The organism is Enterobacter sp. KBR-315C3_2022 (assembly GCF_041399425.1).
In the GTDB taxonomy this organism is placed as follows: domain Bacteria; phylum Pseudomonadota; class Gammaproteobacteria; order Enterobacterales; family Enterobacteriaceae; genus Enterobacter.
The window spans coordinates 1-16,705 of the sequence record NZ_JBGKEB010000013.1; the positions used below are offsets into that span (position 1 = coordinate 1).

Below are 16,705 nucleotides of genomic sequence, written 5' to 3' on the forward strand. Positions count from 1 at the left end.
ATCCGTTCATGCCGTCCGTTCTCCGTGGGTTTACCCGCACGGATACGCTCGGGTTGGATCCCACACTTTATCAGCCAGATTGACATCTGACTTAGCCTCCACAGACCGGCATCTGCAAATGGAGCTCCGTTATCGGTTCGAAGCACCTGCGGCATACCACATTCGCGAAACACCCGTTCCAGACAGAAAATGACAAAACGGGCATCTGGAACATAAGTGGCCTCGCAGGCCAGAACAATCCTGCTGTAGTTATCAGTCAGCGTAAAGGGATAACACCAGCGCCCGCTGGCGTGGGTAAACTGCCCTTTGAAATCAGCGCTCCAGACATCGTTTGGCTGAATAACAGAATGTAGTTCATGAGGGCGCGCGGATTTAAAAGCTGGAGCCTTACGTTTTTTGACCAGACCGTGGCGACGTAAGAGATCCCCAATCGTGCTGGCCGCTGGTACGTTACTGATGTTCAGGTTAAGCAACCGCTGTCTGATTTTCTCTGGTCCCCACAGTGGATATTGCTGCTTTGTCTCCAGCAGCAACTTCATCATAGGTTCAGGCGTGCTGTTCTGATGATGACGTGCACGGGAACGATCGGTGAGAGAAGCAATGTCATCCGGGGAAAAGCGAGCCAGCCACTTGTAGGCGGTTTTACGGCTGATATTGAATTGGCGGCACACCTCAGCAATAGAAAGATTGCCTTCAAGGCAGGCCGCGACAAACTGCAAACGTTGCATGGTAACAGTCTCAGTCCAGGGCACGGTAAACCTCCATCAGCTGTTTACCGTACCGTTATAACCTGTTACCCATGTGCCCGGTTTAAAGTGTTACCCATGTGACCGGTTCATACACGGCGAGCCCCCTTCACACGTTCACGGGTGACGCTGCAGACAGAGCAGTGCAGAACTTAAGGTGAACGGAACAACCACCTGAGTCGCATGCTCCCCCTCACCCCAGCCCTCTCCCTAAATGGAGAGGGAGTATTCTGTGCCAGGCTGCAATTTGTGGGGCTCTCTCAGCCCTTGAGGGAGAGGGAGAGTTTAATCTGAGTTAAATCGACGTCCGGCGATAGCTCCGGTATTCCGGCATCCAGTAGTTATCGTCGATGGCCTGCTGCAAGGCATCTGCGGAGGTTTTTACCGCCACGCCCTGCTGCTGCGCCATTTTGCCGACCGCGAACGCGATCGCGCGGGACACTTTCTGGATATCCTTCAGCTCCGGCAGCACCAGCCCTTCGCCGTTGTTCACCAGCGGTGAGTGACCGGCCAGCGTTTCGCTTGCGGACATCAGCATTTCATCGGTAATGCGCGACGCGCCGGACGCGATCACGCCCAGACCAATCCCCGGGAAGATGTAGGAGTTGTTGCACTGGGCGATCGGATAGAGCTTGTCTTTCCACACCACCGGGTCGAACGGGCTGCCGGTGGCGACCAGCGCGTTGCCCTCGGTCCAGGCGATGATGTCCTGCGGCGTGGCCTCCACGCGTGAGGTAGGGTTAGACAGCGGCATGACGATAGGCCGCTCGCAGTATTTATGCATCTCGCGAATGATCTCCTCGGTGAAGAGGCCGGTTTGCCCGGATACGCCGATCAGGATGTCCGGCTTCACGTTGCGCACCACGTCCAGCAGGGAGAGAACCTCGTTATCCGTGTCCCAGTTCTTCAGGTTTTCACGCTTCTGCACCAGCTTAGTCTGGAACGGCAGCAGGTTTGGCATGCCGTCGGTCAGCAGGCCGAAGCGGTCAACCATAAACACGCGGGAGCGGGCCAGCTCTTCGCTTAATCCTTCGCGCTGGGTCTGGGCGATGATTTGCTCGGCGATACCGCACCCGGCCGAGCCTGCGCCAAGGAAGACAATTTTCTGATAGCTGAGCTGGCTGCCCGCCGCGCGGCTGGCGGCAATCAGCGTGCCGACGGTAACGGCGGCGGTGCCCTGGATGTCGTCGTTAAACGAGCAGATCTCATCGCGGTAGCGGTTCAGCAGCGGCATGGCGTTCTTCTGGGCAAAATCTTCGAACTGCAGCAGCACGTCCGGCCAGCGGTGCTTCACGGCCTGGATAAAGTCATCAACGAACTGATAATACTCGTCGTCGGTAATGCGCGGATGGCGCCAGCCCATGTACAGCGGATCGCTCAGCAGCTGCTGGTTGTTGGTTCCCACGTCCAGCACCACCGGCAGGGTATAGGCCGGGCTGATGCCGCCGCAGGCGGTATACAGAGAGAGCTTGCCGATAGGGATCCCCATCCCGCCGATGCCCTGATCGCCGAGGCCGAGGATACGTTCGCCGTCGGTCACCACGATCACCTTGATGTTGTGGTTTGGCACGTTCTGCAGAATATCGTCCATGTTGTGACGGTTCTGGTAAGAGATGAATACCCCGCGCGAGCGACGGTAGATCTCGGAGAAACGCTCACAGGCCGCGCCGACCGTAGGGGTATAAATCACCGGCATCATCTCTTCGAGATGGTTTTGCACCAGGCGATAGAAAAGCGTTTCGTTGGTGTCCTGAATGTTGCGCAGGTAGATGTGTTTATCGATTTCGGTTTTAAAGCCCTGATACTGGATCCAGGCGCGCTCCGCCTGCTCTTCGATGGTTTCGACCACTTCCGGCAGCAGGCCAAGCAGGTTAAAGCTGCTGCGCTCTTCCATGCTGAAGGCGCTGCCTTTGTTGAGCAGGGGAAACTCGAGTAAAACGGGGCCGGCGTACGGGATGTATAAGGAACGATGTTTTTTCAGTTTGTTGTCCATGTCACTCACTCAATTTTTGAAGATCCGTCCCTGACACTGTCGTTTATCATCTTTCTGGGCTGTGCTGAGGGCTGCGGTTCGGGCGATATTATAAAGGAGCTAAATGTGAATTACCGCACCACATAAAAAAAACACCACCGGTTTTTGCCGATGGTGTTGTGGATATCTTAGCGGGACTTACTTGCCTGCGTGGCGTTTTCTGCCGGTAGCGTGGGTGACTTGCGTTTCGCTGTCGCCCTCAATCACCACCTTACGCTGGTTAGACAGCTTGTAGTTCAGCCCCAAAATATGGCGTGCCTGACGGTTCGATTTCATATTAACTCCTCAATCCTGTTGATAGTTTTAAGGACAAGTTTGCTTACGCAAACGAAATGTAACCCCTTAGGTTGCAGATCCAGCTTAGCAGATTTTTAGAAAGCGGCATGCTGGCCGCTGACGACGTAGTTAATGGTTTGCTGGTAGATGTCACTGAGGATGTCATTGTCTGAAGCCTCAACCCATTTGGTCAGCTCCATCAAAATGTCATCTTCAGTAACAGCTCCACGCTCCGCATGGATGCCTTGCGCAATGGCGTTAACAAGTTCGGGCTGTGCTGAAGTGGTGTGTGCCGGGTAATAAGTAAACATACTGCCTCCGTGTCGTTGTCTGTTTAATGGTACGGCTCGCAAAAATTTAATTCATAGACAGAGTCGCAAATATTTTTGTGGATGTGGCTAAGATTCGTCCTGGAAATAAAAATATCATTTTTCAGGGGGCGAGACGCAATTACGGCTTCCAGCGCCGTAACGAGGTCTTTTTTTCGTAAGGCATCGGGGAGGGCCAGGAAATCAGCTCGACAATGCTGCCCCAGGGCGTCTGCCCGTAGCAAAACGCATTGCCTTCTCCGCGTTCATCCGGAAAGGTAAGCGGCTTGGGTTCGGTGAACATCTCGCCACCGGCGGCGGTGAAGGAGGCGATAGCCTTTGAAAAATCATCGACATAGACGGCAAAGTGCTGCAGCCCGAAATCGCTGGCGCGCGCGGGAGGCCCCTGTTCAGGGCCGTGCATTTCAAACAGCTCTATTCCCGGCCCGTGGGGCATGGCAAGCATGCGTATGGCGCGGATGCGCGTGCCGGGGAATAGCCTTAGCGTGTGTTCTTGTGCATCGTGGTCAATATTTTCGCTGTCCGGCGTGACCGAGTGATATAAAACGCGTGCGTCAAAGGCGCGTTCTAAAAATAGGGTGGCTTGTTCAATATCCGGTACCGTAATACCAATGTGGTCAATTCCTCTTACCGTCGAAGGCATTTTTTTCTCCTGCTATAAAATAATAAATATAGCAGGAGAAATTCAGGCTATTACCACTTCATTTCGCCGGTATTCACTTTGGCGCTGAGCTCCAGAGAACTCTCTTCCGCCAGGTCGGGATACTGTTTTTTCATCGCAGCGATAACGCCTGCGGAGTTTTTGCTGTCCGCCAGGGCCTGTTCAAAGTGCTGCAAATACTGGCGCGTAAAGTCGATGGCGCCGGTTCCCGCTGGCGGCGTGCCGAGGTAGTGGCCAGGGATCACGCGCTCTGGCTCGTGCGCGGCCATCGCCTCCAGCGTTTGCTGCCACTGCTGGCGCGCCGCTTTGGTTTGCGTATCCGCCGTCCAGACGTGGATCCCCCACGACACGCCGGTTCCGCCCAGAATGGTTTTCGCCGACGGGATCCAGACGTAGGCGGCGTAGCTCTCCGCGTCTTCAATATCCACTTTCTCGCCGTCGATGGTAAACGTGTTGGACGCCAGAACCTGCGGAACGAACAGCGCCGTTGGCGCGCCGTCCTTCATCTGCGGGCCCCAGTAGGCGAGCTTGGCGTCCTTTGTGGCCTTGATATGGTCCACAACGCGCTGGGTAGCGAGCACTTTGGCGTTCGGGAAGGCCTTCACCAGCGGCTGCAGGCCGAAATAGAAGTCCGGATCGCCGGAGGTAATTACGATTTTATTCAGCGTTTTGCCGCTTTTGCGGATTTTTTCGACCAGCGCTTCGCCGTCCTTCACGCTGAACTGCGCGTCAAACAGCACGGCCTCTTTCGGCCCGGAAACCAGGGTCGAAGAGACGGCGAAAATGGCCTTCTCCTGCGGGTTGTAGGTATCAACGGTCAGCGGTGCGGCAAACGCAACCGGCGTAAAAACGGTGCCCAGCGCGGCAAGGTGGGTAAGCTTCATCATCGTGTCTCTGTTATCAGGAAAGTCTTTATTATAAGTAACTGAGCATTTGCCACTATTCCTGAAACAGGACATGCTTAGTTTCATAAATCGAGCAGATGGAGCAACAAATGGATCGCGTGATTGCCGCTCAGGTCTACAACCGCATATGTGAACTCGGAAGCCTGAGCGCCGCTGGAAGAGCGCTCGGGATCTCTCGGCCTATGGTCAGCCGCTACCTTGAGCAGATGGAAAAATGGGCGGGCGCGCGGCTGGTTAACCGCTCAACGCGCAAGCTCACCCTGACCGCCGCAGGGGAAAAAGTGCTGCAAAAAACGCGCACGCTATCTCAGATATCGCAGGAAATTGAGGATCAGTCCGCAAGCGACATGCCGTCCGGCACGCTGCGCGTCGCCTGCGCGCACTTCACGGCGATGCAGGTGATCGCCCCGGTGCTGCCGGAGATGCTTGCGCGTTTTCCGCACCTGCGCGTCGAGCTGGACGTGAATAACCATCCCGTCAGCCTCGTCGGCGAGCGTATCGACGTGGCGATTCGTATTACCGACACCCCCGAGCCGGGGATGATTGCGCGCAGGATCGGGGAGTGCCGCTCGGTGCTCTGCGCCTCGCCGCAATACCTTGCCGCGCGCGGCACGCCCGCGCGTCTGGAGGATTTAACTGAGCATAACTGCCTGCATTACAGCTTTTTTGCCGGGCAGTCGTGGCGGTTTATCAGCCCCGATGGTGAACTGGCGTCCGTAGCCGTGAGCGGTAACCTGAGCGCGAGCATATCCTCTCTGCTAATGGAGGCCGCCATCGCCCACTGCGGCATTGCCATGCTGCCCGAGCGCGAGGCGCAGGACGCGCTGCACAACGGAACCCTGGTGCCGGTGCTGAGCGAATTTACGCCGAAGCCGATCGGTATTTATGGCATTTATCAGTCGCGGGACTATCAGCCCGCAGCCCAGCGCGTGTTCCTCGACGCATTGGCGCACTCGCTTGCGCTCGGGTAAGACTCGTCTGTGTTCGCGGCAAAATGTGACTGACGTCCTATACTTAACCCTTTGTAAGCCAAAAGGAGAGCAATAATGACGATTCATAAGCACGGTTCGGCACACTGGTCTGGCGATATTAAGCGCGGGAAAGGGACGGTTTCTACTGAGAGTGGCGTCCTGAATCAGCAACCTTACGGCTTTAATACCCGTTTCGAAGGGGAAAAGGGTACCAACCCGGAAGAGCTGATCGGCGCGGCGCATGCGGCATGCTTCTCAATGGCGCTGTCGCTGATGCTGGGCGAGGCGGGCTATACGGCTGATTCGATTGACACGAAAGCGGTCGTCTCTTTGGACAAAACCGACGCCGGTTTTGCTATCAGCAAAATTGCCCTGCAAAGCAAGGTGACGGTGCCTGGCATCGACCCGCAGCAGTTTGACGGCATCATCCAGAAAGCGAAGGCCGGGTGCCCGGTTTCTCAGGTGCTGAAGGCTGAAATCACCCTGGACTATAAGCTGAATTAACCTTCGCCGGGCACTCGCCCGGCTAGCCTTTCAGCGCGGCGGGGAACACCTCTGCCAGCCACGCGATAAAGACCCGCAGGCGGTGCGTCAGGTGCCTGTTCTGCGGGTAAACCACGTGAAAAGGATACGCCTTCGGACGCCAGTCCCGGAGTATCTCAACCACGGTGCCTGCCTGCAGGTGGGCCCGAGCGGCATAGCCAAACGTCTGAATAATTCCCAAACCCGCCAGCGCGGCCGCGAGATGGCCGTTACTTTCATTGACGCCAAGATAATGCGGCACGGCGATCTCCAGCGCGTTGCCATTTTCCCTGAAGCGAAACGGAAATGCCCGCCCGGTGACGGGTGAAAGATAGCTGACCAGCCGGTGGCCGTTTCGCAGCTCCTGCGGGTACGCCGGTACGCCATAGGTTTTTAAATAGTGCGGCGTCGCGCAGGTGAGCAGTTCGGCATCGCCAATGTGGCGGGCAATCAGGGTTGAATCATCCAGCGGGCCGCCCCGTATAACGCAGTCCACGTTGCCGCTGATTAAATCCACCGGGTGGTCGGAGACGCCGAGGTCGATGCGGATGTCCGGGTAGCGCCGCATAAAATCGGGCAGAAGGGGGATCAGCACGTCGCGAGCGGTTGAACCGCCCACGTCAACGCGCAGATGGCCTTTTGGCGTACAGCATGACGCGCGAAAGGAGGTGTCGATATCTTCGATGTCGATGAGCACCCGCATGGCTTTCTCGTAATATTCCATCCCTTCCGGCGTGGTGACGACGCGGCGCGTGGTGCGGTGCAGGAGCCTCGTTTCGAGATGCGATTCCAGGGATTTCACCAGCTTGCTCAGCGTGGCGATCGGCATATTCAGTGAATCCGCCGCGCGGGTAAAGCTGCCTGATTCCACCACGCGCGCAAAGGCGCGCATTGCCATAAGTTGATCCACGCGCTTCCCCTTGATTATTTCCTGTTGTGAAAAGTCATTTTCATTTTTGCCCATTTTTCGCTAATCCCGCAAGGGCTAAAGTCTGTTCAACGCAGGCGACACCCTGCATCTCTCAACGCGAAATTAAGGTGAACAACATGAATACAACGCTCGCAGGAAAAATTGCACTGGTCACCGGCGGCAGCACGGGTATTGGTCTTGCCACCGCGCAGGAGCTGGCGGCACAGGGCGCCAAGGTCTACATCACAGGCCGTCGCCAGGCAGAGCTGGACGCCGCGGTCGCGGAAGTGGGCTCATCGGCGGTAGGCATTCGCGCCGACGTGTCTAAACTTGCCGATCTCGATGAGGTTTACGCCCAAATAGCGAAAGACGAAGGGCGGCTGGATATCCTTTTCGCCAACGCGGGAGGTGGGGACATGCTGCCGCTGGGCGCGATTACCGAAGAACAGTTTGACCGGATTTTTGGCACCAACGTGCGCGGCGTGCTGTTTACGGTGCAAAAGGCGCTGCCGCTGCTCTCTGCCGGGGCGTCGATTATCCTGACCGGATCGACGGTATCAATCAAAGGCACTGCAAACTTTAGCGTTTACAGCGCCAGCAAAGCCGCGGTGCGCAACTTTGCCCGCTCGTGGGCGCTTGATCTGCAGGGGCGTGGCATCCGCGTCAACGTGGTCAGCCCCGGCCCCGTCAAAACGCCCGGCCTGGGCGACCTGGTTCCCGAAGAACAGCGTCAGGGCCTGTTCGACGCGCTGGCCGCGCAGGTGCCGCTGGGCCGTCTGGGCGCGCCGGGAGAAGTGGGTAAAGCCGTGGCGTTTTTAGCCTCCGATGCGGCGAGCTTTATTAACGCCACCGAGCTGTTTGTGGACGGTGGGATGGCGCAGATTTAAAGCAGGGGGTGCTACAGCCTTTCGAGGAGGGCTGTAGCAACCTACGTTGCCGATAACTACCATGAGCATACAATATACACAAAACAGGCCGCCAATCAGGTTCGGTTTCGTTCGGTAATCCATTGAATAAAAAACAATTCTGTTTTTGATGTTCAAATAAGATCGGCTTTGTTTGCCCTGTTACGGTCTGCTGTATATTGCAGCGTGTATTGCTTTTGTGTTTGCGAGGAAAAGAAATGGCAGCGGAAAACAAGCTGAGTGACAAGCAACTAAAAAAACCGATGGGTAAGCCGCAGGACAAGCAGCGGGTTATTTCTGACGAGCGAGGAATGTCTGCCAGGGTGAGTAAACACGGCGCTGTTAGTTTTGTGGTTCTACGCCGGAACTGCCGAAATTTCCGGCCCGTTGTTATTAGTGATCTTTCGGCACCTCAATCACTCCATCGGCAATGCCCTGAACCAGCCTTTCCATCCATTGTGCAAAGCGAAAAGATCCAGGGTATTGCAGGCAAATGTAGTCCATCTGGACTTTTGAAGCGCTGTCCATCACCCGTTTAAAGGCTTCCATATAGTCATAGCAGCCCTGCAATAACTGAGCATCACCATTTTCTGTAAGAGGAAACCGACAGGCATAATCATGAACTATCTCTGCCAACTGTCGTTGTTCAGTAGTTAAGTCGACCATTTTATCTCCTCGTTAGTACCAGAGGAGGTATTTGCCTCCTCTGATTCCCTTAGTTATCAGGCACAGCAACGATCGTTCCATGAATCACGATAGATGATATTTCCTTCCGTATACTTCCAGGTGATCGCCTCATAACGTAATTCGAGCGTTTCAAGGTGAGTACTACTCATACCGTTAGGAGCCAAATATGGGGCAACTGTTGTGAACTTGACGTTTTCCAGAATGATATTGAAATACTCGGCCTCGATACCTGACTCCAGAATACGGTACATCTTGATTGTCGCCTTCTTCATGGTTCGGCCTTCGCAGACAGCGCGGTACAGGAGTGGTGTTGTCTGATCAAATTCTTTCACTATCGTGATCGGGCTATGAACTCGCGTTCCGGTAAGTTTTCCCCAACTCGGATCAACCGGAATAGTGACGCCGTGGGAGAATGATTTCAGTTCAATAGAACCTAAGCGCAGGGGCATCATGCAGCTGCCTACAATTGGAGAACCATTTTCATCTTCAAGCCATAAGTGTGCGGGAGTAGACATATTATTTGCTTATAAAAACTTAAGATAACTTTAACGTTTGAAATTTACAACTTCATATATAGATAAAACAATCATCACAAACAAAAAAAATAAAGGGATAAGCCAGATTGGACTATCTGGAAATAACAACCCCTGAACTAAAGCGAATATGATTGTCAGTACGGCTGGGCCATACATCGAAACCAGTGACCTGAACATTCGCTTGAAAAACCTTTTGACAAGATTCATCATGGTTATCGAATCATCCTGGTTATAATGTCTGCAATTTCATCATCCGATACCCATTGGGCTTTAAACGCCTCAGCCCGCTCAAACAATGGCTCTATCAGGAAATACATCATTTCCAGCTCTTGAGCATATAGCGCGGAGTAGTACTCTGGATGAGTAATATGAAGACGACGCGCACTATCTGCTGCTTTTTGCACAACACCATATAAGCCAATAGCCCCAACAACCTGTCCCGTTCTTCGCCCTACCAGGGCACTGAGTTCAAGGCTTAGATTCATGCCTGCAGCAACAAATGATGCCGTTGCTAAAGCAAATCCCATGTTTGTGAGTGAGCTTGCGGCAATATGGATATTAACAGCCATAAGCATTTGTTTGATACGTTCAAGCTGTTCTGATGTTTTATATTTAAATATTTCCTCGAAATATATCTTGAGCATATCATACGCAACGTTGCCATGCCGAAGAAGATAAATAACACCATTTTTGAACCGAATATCATCAGACTTTTGCTGCTGACATACGTCCTGGTATTCCTCAGTAAAGCAGGATGTATAATAAAGTGCACGCGTTGCACCTGCGCCGATCGTTTCAATCTGATTTGATACAGCGTTTCCTACGCCTGTTAGTGCATGGTCGAGTTTTAGCGCAAGAACCTTATTTGCCTGTAAATAACTGATAATTTCATTGTTGCCATACATAAATGCTCCTTGCTTATTTTCATTAAATCCAGTTTTTCATTATTCCCCACGGGAAAGCGTCCGGTAAACAGTTGGTCGCGAAACGGAAAATAATTCAGCCAGATCGCTGATAGAGTACTCGCCACTTTCATGCATCCGGCAGAGCTCTTTCTGCTGTTTTTCTGACAGCTTCGGCTGCTTCCCCCGCAGTTTTCCTTTTGCCAGGGCGATGGCCATCCCTTCGCGGGTACGCAGCCGTATCAGATCGCCTTCAAACTCAGCAAAGGTCGCCAGCACGTTGAAGAACATTTTGCCCATCGGATCTACCGGGTCATAGATGCTCGTACCGAGAGCCAGTTTCACGCCACGGGCCTGTAGTGCATCGGCAATTTCCCGAGCATCTAGAACTGAACGGGCCAGCCTGTCCAGTTTAGGTACGACCAGCGTATCTCCCTGACGAACGGCCGCCAGCGCCTGATCCAGCCCGGGCCTCTGGCGGTTTGTACCGGTCAGACCCTTGTCGGTATAAATCCGGTCCGAAGCTACACCCAGGTTGACCAGGGCTTCCTGCTGGGTGGCCAGATCCTGGCGGTCAGTTGAACACCGGGCATAGCCAATGCGAATTTCAGTCATAAGTATGTACGTATAAGGGGCCGTCAAAGAGATTGATATCGTACCAGTGATATGAGACAACGCCAGCAGTGATTTTCTCTGAAGCGCAAATTTAATTTTTACTGTCCGCAGAGCGATCCTCTTACGGACATGATTAATTGGGGTCAGGATGACAACGCGTGGTAAAGCGACAGGTAAAAGCGAACGACTGGCAGTTTTAAATAGTGCCGAACAGGAAGCGCTGTATGGACTTCCTGATTTCAATGATGCACAGCGGCTGGAATTTCTGGCTCTGGATGAGTCTGAACTGGCGCTGGCCAGTAGTCGCCAGGGGCTTCATGCTCAAATTTATTGCATCCTCCAGATCGCTTATTTTAAAACCAAACATCTGTTTTTCCGCTTCGGGTGGGATGATGTTAAGGATGACTACAATTTTGTCCTGAGCCGTTATTTCCAGGGGGCGTCACTTCAGGATCAGCCTCTCTATTGCAAAATACTTCTTCCGTAGATTTATCATGCAGCCTAGTGGTGATTAGCACTTAAAATGTAAAAAATATTTTACTAAAATGATTAACTTACTGAGCAAACAAGGAAAAAAGGGAAATTGTATGCTCTATCAAATTGAGGTTGCAGGGATTCACACTGAAAACGAGGATGGAACTGACCGAAAAAATATTGTCAGAAGGCATCTTGATCCCGAAGCAGGTAAAAAATATCAACCTATCCTCCAGCGTGAAATGGATAATCACCATGATGAAAACGCTATTGCCGTTCATATTGTCAGCACAGGTTTAATTGGGGCGAGTTCTTACAAAATAGGCTATCTGGATAGGGAGATGGCTAAACAAGTTGCTCATTTTCTGGATTCAGGGGGAAAGGTAAAAAACCTTACTTTTGAGCGCATATGGATTCCTCATAACCCGAACGCCATACCTACATTTTTTGCTTGCTACTACCGCCAGGCTTTGAAGTTCAAGGTTGGTGAAGTTACGGGCATCAATAATCATTCCGCCGCCGATGTTGGCGATCGCCTGCAAATCCAAAAATAAAGGCATGATTACTCCTTTTTTTGTTCGGTGACATGTCCCGCGTATTGCAGTGTGTATTGCTTTGTACAGCAATTGACATTCGACATAGTAAAAAAATTCATATATAGCAATTAGTTAAAAAAGCTTGCAATAGATACCATGAATACGTCAGACCCTTTACATTTTTGGTAAGATTGATAAAGACCAAACAGGTAAGGGATAGCAGAATGGTGAATCTGCCGTGGCGCATCAGCGTGCGGGTCATGGGACTCATAAAAAAAATCGCGCTGGTGCTGGGTACAACGCTGGTCGTGCTGCTGGCGGTGCGGGTGTATCTCTCGCAGCAGGGGCCGGATCTGCATCTCTGGCACACCTGGAAAGCGGATGAAATGACCGCGCGGGAGATGGACAAGTCCGACTATGCGCACTACGTCGCGCGGGAAAACGCTATCTTCGCCGATCTGGATTACAGCGTTACCGCGAAAAGCGGGGCGGAGGATCGCACGCCGCTAAACCGCTATTACCGCAAAAGCCTGGTCTGGCCGGGGCAGTTCGCGCCCGATGCGAACCGCTCGTTTGTGCTAATGCCTGCCGGAACGCCGCACGGCGCGGTTGTGCTCCTGCACGGGCTTACGGATTCCCCCTACAGCGTGAAGCATCTTGCCCTTGACTATCAGCGGCGCGGCTTTGTTGCCGTGGCGCCGCGTCTTCCCGGACACGGCACCGCACCGGGCGCGCTGACGGACGTCGACTGGGAGATGTGGATGGCGGCCACGCGGCTTGCCGTGCGCGAGGCCACCCGCCTTGCAGGGGACAAGGTTCCGCTGCATCTGGTGGGGTACTCTAACGGCGGCGCGCTGGCGATGAAATATGCCCTCGATGCGCTCGACTCCGCACAGCTGAGAAAACCTCAGCAGCTGGTCCTGTTGTCGCCGATGATCGGCGTCACGTCTTTCGCTCGGTTTGCCGGACTGGCGGGCCTTCCCGCCATGCTGCCCGCGTTTGCTAAAGCGGCGTGGCTCACTATCGCACCGGAATACAATCCTTATAAATACAACTCGTTCCCGGTGAACGCCGCGCGTCAGTCGTGGCTTCTGACCCAGGCGCTGCAGGAGCAGCTGGGCCGCGACGCCCGCGAACGCCGTCTTGACGATCTGCCGCCGGTGCTGGCGTTCCAGTCGGTGATGGATTCCACGGTGAGCACGCGGGCGGTCGTCACCGAACTGTTTGAGCGCCTTCCGGAAAACGGCAGCGAGCTGGTGATCTTCGACATTAACCAGGCGGGAAGCTTCAGGCCACTGTTCAAACCGGCATCGTGGACGGCGGTGTCCGAACTGCTGCCGCCCCAGGTGAGGCGTTACACTGTCACGACGATAGCCAACGCCAGCGAGCACAGCCTGGACGCGGTGGCTAAAACCACGCCAGCCGGGCAAACTCGAGAGCGCGTTGAGCCGCTCTCTACGCCGTATCCGGCAGAAATCTACTCGCTTTCGCACGTCGCCGTGCCGTTCCCGCCCGATGACGATTTATACGGCCGCCATCCGGAGGTGAAAAACCGCTACGGCATCAGCCTCGGAACCATCGCGCTGTGGGGCGAAACGTCGGTGCTCAGCGTGAGCAAGGATAGCCTGATGCGGGTAACCTCGAATCCGTTTTACGATTACATGGTGGAAAGGATTAATGAAAGAGTGGATTAATCTTTGAGGTATTCACGGATTTTATATATTAACGTCACGCAGTACAGTATGCTGAAACTCGCATGATACGCCCCTTACTACAGGACCCTATACTGTGCTGACCACACTCATCTACCGAAGCCAGTTGGATTCATCCTGTCATGATGACGCGCTGAATATGCTGGTTGAACAGGCAAAGCAGCGCAACACGGCGCTCGGCATTACGGGGATTATGCTTTTCAACGGGCAGGACATCCTGCAGGTGCTTGAGGGCCGCGAAGATCGCGTCGTCGCGCTCTATCAGCGCATCGTTAAGGACAAGCGCCACGCCTCCGTCGTCGAGCTGATGCGCGATTACGGTCCCCGCCGACGCTTCGAAAACGTGGGGATGCTGCTGTTCGATCTGCAGGTAAGGTCCCCGAAAACCGTTCTCCAGTCCGTCTTGCGCTACAGCAAGCTTGAAAGCTACCTTGCGTCAGACGATCGGGTATTCAAATTCATTCAGTCGTTTATCACCCGCGGGAACTACGCCCATCGGCACCACGATGAACGGGCCGAGGCGTGGACGCTCACCAGCGAAAAACACCCGTTCGGCGAACCCGCAGGCCTCATCGACGGTCAGACCTGTCAGTTTGCCCTTCAGCCAATCGTTGAGCCCTACGAAGGGAAAATCAGCTCGCTGGAGATGTTGATCCGCGGTAACGACGGCGGCAGCCCTGAGCAATTCTTTGCCAATCTCGATCCCGCGAAGATCTATGAGGTCGACCTTCAGACCAAAGCCTACGCGTTTGCGCTCGCCAAAAGGCTGAAGATCGGCAGCCATAAAATAGCGGTGAATCTGCTGCCGATGTCGCTTGTCAACGTGCCGGGGGCTGTCGAGTTTTTGGTTGAGCAAATCCAGCTCAGCGGCCTTCAGCCGGAGCAGGTCATTATCGAAGTGACCGAAAACGAGATGATTTCCGGCTTCAACACCTTCAACAACGCCATTAAAGCGCTGCGCGGCACCGGAATTGGGCTGGCAATCGATGATTTTGGCTCCGGCTACGCGGGGCTATCGCTGCTGACCAAGTTTCAGCCGGATAAACTCAAGATTGACCGCGAGATCGTCAGCAACGTTCACCTGAGCGGACCCAAGCAGGCGATCGTCAAGTCCATCGTCAGCTGCTGTACCGATCTGGAAATCTCGCTGGTCGCCGAGGGCATTGAGAAGCTCGAAGAGTGGCGGTGGCTTGAATCCGCAGGCATACGCCGCTTTCAGGGCTTTTTGTTTGCCCGCCCGCAGCTCAACGGCGTCGGCGATATTCACTGGCCGCACATGCGGCACTAACTATAATTAATTAAAGAAACGATTCAGCCGATAACTATAGGGAGTGTTTATCCTGAGGTAGTTATGTCGTTAAAAAAATCATCGCTGATCGTTCTGTTTTCGCTGCTGTTTTTCTTTGTCGCCAGCACCATCACCACGGTTGGTCTCATCCTTAAAAGCAACAACTCGCTCGATAACGTTAATAAAGAGATTCAGGTGGTGCTGTCCATCATCGACCCGATCAACCACAGCCGTACGCTGCGCGTGCGGGTGATGGAGTACGTGAAGATGGTCGAGGTGGGGAATACCGCCGACGGTGCCGCCAGGCTGGATGCCGTGAAAGAAGCGCTGACCAAGGCCGATGGCGCCTTTGCGGCCTTTATGGCCGCGCCGCGCCTGGCGGATGAAGCGCCGCTGGTGAGCGCCTATCGGGAGGCCTGGCTTAACTATCGCGATCGCGGGCTGGAGCCGTTTATCGCGGCCGCGGCCGCTCACGACGTTGCGAAATTTAACGCGCTGATCCCCACCGTTTCTCAGCTAGACCGCCAGTACGAAGTGGTCCTCGACCAGGTGCTGTCCGTTCATCAGAAATATGCCAAACGCCTGAACGAAGACGCGCGGAATAACTTCGTGTCCGGCCTGGCGATCATTGCCGGGATTGCTTTCCTGTTCGTCGCCGTGATCGTTGCCGTCAGCCTGCTGATGCGCCGCTTCGTGTTCGCGCCGGTCAACCTGGCCCGTGAACACTGTAGCCAAATCGCCGCGGGCAGGCTGGATATTCCGGTGCCGGTGAAGGGCAGCGAGGGGAATGAAATTGACCACCTGATGGGGTCAATGGAGCAGATGCGCCTGGCGCTTCTGGACACCATTGCGCAGGTGCGTGATGCCAGCAACAGCGTCACCCACGCCGCGCAGGAAATCGCCGCCGGTAATATCGACCTTGCCTCGCGCACCGAGCAGCAGGCGGCCGCCCTGACGCAAACCGCGGCCAGCATGGAAGAGCTGAACGCGACCGTGGCAAATAACACCGATAACGTCTACGAGGCGGGCAAGCTGGTCCAGGACGCGGTGACTAACGCCCACACCGGAGAGGCGGTCACGCGTGAAGTCATTGAGACCATGAATACCATCGCCGCCAATTCTCAGCGCATCGAAGATATCACCAATGTCATCAACAGCATCGCCTTCCAGACAAACATTCTTGCCCTGAATGCCGCCGTCGAGGCCGCACGCGCCGGTACGCAGGGGCGCGGGTTTGCGGTGGTGGCAACCGAGGTGCGCACGCTGGCGCAGAAAAGCGCGGTGGCCGCGAAAGACATCGAAAACCTTATCGCGCAGTCCGTATCCAGCGTCAAAAATGGCGCCGCGCTGGTGAATCGTTCAGGTGACGTGATCGACGCAATTATCTCTTCGGTCAATAAGGTCAATTCGCTGATGGGGCAGATTTCCATCGCCTCCGAGGAGCAGAACCGCGGTATCGGTCAGATTGGCCAGGCGGTCACCGAGATGGACGGCGTCACGCAGCAGAACGCGGCGCTGGTTCAGCAGTCAGCCTCCGCGGCGGCCTCGCTGGAGGCGCAGGCGCAGCAGCTGACGCAAAGTATCTCGAGCTTTAGGCTGCCCGCATGACGTGTACCACGCGCTAACAGGCCAATAACCCACAAAGACAAATCCTTACACACTCGGGACTTGTAGATTCATTGGTATCGTTTATGATCG

General features: G+C 54.5%; 18 protein-coding genes and 1 pseudogene. 8 read left to right on the forward strand and 11 right to left on the reverse strand.

The window, feature by feature from the left end:
* The 6 genes from AB8804_RS14595 to AB8804_RS14620 form a co-directional block, all read right to left on the reverse strand.
* Positions 1-752, reverse strand: a 752-nt coding sequence (locus AB8804_RS14595; RefSeq protein WP_371187329.1) for a DDE-type integrase/transposase/recombinase, incomplete at its 3' end; no start/stop codon positions are given.
* Positions 753-1,041: 289 nt separating this feature from the next.
* Complete coding sequence (locus AB8804_RS14600) at positions 1,042-2,739, reverse strand: NAD-dependent malic enzyme (protein ID WP_371187331.1); 1,698 nt, start codon at positions 2,737-2,739, stop codon at positions 1,042-1,044.
* Between the two features lie 177 nt (positions 2,740-2,916).
* Positions 2,917-3,054: a stationary-phase-induced ribosome-associated protein gene (gene sra / locus AB8804_RS14605; RefSeq protein WP_013096533.1), complete on the reverse strand. Its 138-nt coding sequence runs from the start codon at positions 3,052-3,054 to the stop codon at positions 2,917-2,919.
* Between the two features lie 95 nt (positions 3,055-3,149).
* Positions 3,150-3,365, reverse strand: coding sequence for a biofilm-dependent modulation protein (gene bdm / locus AB8804_RS14610; protein ID WP_112010065.1), 216 nt, complete (start codon positions 3,363-3,365; stop codon positions 3,150-3,152).
* A gap of 139 nt (positions 3,366-3,504) precedes the next feature.
* A complete protein-coding gene (locus AB8804_RS14615) occupies positions 3,505-4,026 on the reverse strand; it encodes a VOC family protein (RefSeq protein ID WP_371187336.1) in 522 nt (173 codons plus the stop codon).
* A 50-nt stretch (positions 4,027-4,076) separates the two neighbouring features.
* On the reverse strand, positions 4,077-4,928 hold the full coding sequence (locus AB8804_RS14620; RefSeq protein WP_371187574.1) for a Vmh family MBL fold metallo-hydrolase: 852 nt from the start codon (positions 4,926-4,928) through the stop codon (positions 4,077-4,079).
* A gap of 110 nt (positions 4,929-5,038) precedes the next feature.
* On the opposite strand from AB8804_RS14620, the gene AB8804_RS14625 reads away from it, so the two are divergent.
* Both AB8804_RS14625 and AB8804_RS14630 read left to right on the forward strand, forming a co-directional pair.
* Positions 5,039-5,920, forward strand: coding sequence for a LysR family transcriptional regulator (locus AB8804_RS14625; RefSeq protein ID WP_371187338.1), 882 nt, complete (start codon positions 5,039-5,041; stop codon positions 5,918-5,920).
* Positions 5,921-5,995: 75 nt separating this feature from the next.
* Complete coding sequence (locus AB8804_RS14630; protein ID WP_371187340.1) at positions 5,996-6,424, forward strand: OsmC family protein; 429 nt, start codon at positions 5,996-5,998, stop codon at positions 6,422-6,424.
* A gap of 22 nt (positions 6,425-6,446) precedes the next feature.
* Here AB8804_RS14630 and AB8804_RS14635 read toward each other — a convergent pair whose 3' ends face one another.
* Positions 6,447-7,352, reverse strand: coding sequence for a LysR family transcriptional regulator (locus AB8804_RS14635; RefSeq protein WP_371187342.1), 906 nt, complete (start codon positions 7,350-7,352; stop codon positions 6,447-6,449).
* A gap of 137 nt (positions 7,353-7,489) precedes the next feature.
* On the opposite strand from AB8804_RS14635, the gene AB8804_RS14640 reads away from it, so the two are divergent.
* Positions 7,490-8,239: an SDR family oxidoreductase gene (locus tag AB8804_RS14640; protein ID WP_371187344.1), complete on the forward strand. Its 750-nt coding sequence runs from the start codon at positions 7,490-7,492 to the stop codon at positions 8,237-8,239.
* A gap of 411 nt (positions 8,240-8,650) precedes the next feature.
* On the opposite strand, the gene AB8804_RS14645 is transcribed toward AB8804_RS14640, so the two are convergent.
* The 4 genes from AB8804_RS14645 to AB8804_RS14660 form a co-directional block, all read right to left on the reverse strand.
* Positions 8,651-8,923 carry an arylsulfatase regulator gene (locus tag AB8804_RS14645; RefSeq protein WP_371187346.1) on the reverse strand — a complete coding sequence of 91 codons (273 nt, stop codon included), beginning with the start codon at positions 8,921-8,923 and terminating at the stop codon, positions 8,651-8,653.
* Between the two features lie 56 nt (positions 8,924-8,979).
* The gene (locus tag AB8804_RS14650; protein WP_371187348.1) at positions 8,980-9,459 is read right to left on the reverse strand and encodes an Hcp family type VI secretion system effector; all 480 of its coding nucleotides are present in this window, start codon (positions 9,457-9,459) and stop codon (positions 8,980-8,982) included.
* A gap of 233 nt (positions 9,460-9,692) precedes the next feature.
* The gene (locus AB8804_RS14655) at positions 9,693-10,385 is read right to left on the reverse strand and encodes a hypothetical protein (protein WP_371187350.1); all 693 of its coding nucleotides are present in this window, start codon (positions 10,383-10,385) and stop codon (positions 9,693-9,695) included.
* Positions 10,386-10,424: 39 nt separating this feature from the next.
* Positions 10,425-10,997, reverse strand: coding sequence for a recombinase family protein (locus tag AB8804_RS14660; protein ID WP_371187352.1), 573 nt, complete (start codon positions 10,995-10,997; stop codon positions 10,425-10,427).
* Between the two features lie 148 nt (positions 10,998-11,145).
* On the opposite strand from AB8804_RS14660, the pseudogene AB8804_RS14665 reads away from it, so the two are divergent.
* The 5 genes and pseudogenes from AB8804_RS14665 to AB8804_RS14685 all read left to right on the forward strand — a co-directional run.
* Positions 11,146-11,460, forward strand: a pseudogene (locus tag AB8804_RS14665) (DUF4158 domain-containing protein); the annotation flags it as partial.
* A 124-nt stretch (positions 11,461-11,584) separates the two neighbouring features.
* Entirely contained in the window at positions 11,585-12,025 is a 441-nt protein-coding gene (locus AB8804_RS14670; RefSeq protein ID WP_371187354.1) for an HIRAN domain-containing protein, read from the forward strand.
* Positions 12,026-12,231: 206 nt separating this feature from the next.
* Positions 12,232-13,701, forward strand: a complete 1,470-nt coding sequence (locus AB8804_RS14675; RefSeq protein ID WP_371187356.1) for an alpha/beta hydrolase — start codon at positions 12,232-12,234, stop codon at positions 13,699-13,701.
* 94 nt (positions 13,702-13,795) lie between these two features.
* Positions 13,796-15,007, forward strand: a complete 1,212-nt coding sequence (locus tag AB8804_RS14680; protein WP_371187358.1) for a diguanylate phosphodiesterase — start codon at positions 13,796-13,798, stop codon at positions 15,005-15,007.
* Between the two features lie 63 nt (positions 15,008-15,070).
* The gene (locus AB8804_RS14685; protein ID WP_371187360.1) at positions 15,071-16,615 is read left to right on the forward strand and encodes a methyl-accepting chemotaxis protein; all 1,545 of its coding nucleotides are present in this window, start codon (positions 15,071-15,073) and stop codon (positions 16,613-16,615) included.
* The last annotated feature ends 90 nt before the right edge of the window (positions 16,616-16,705 follow it).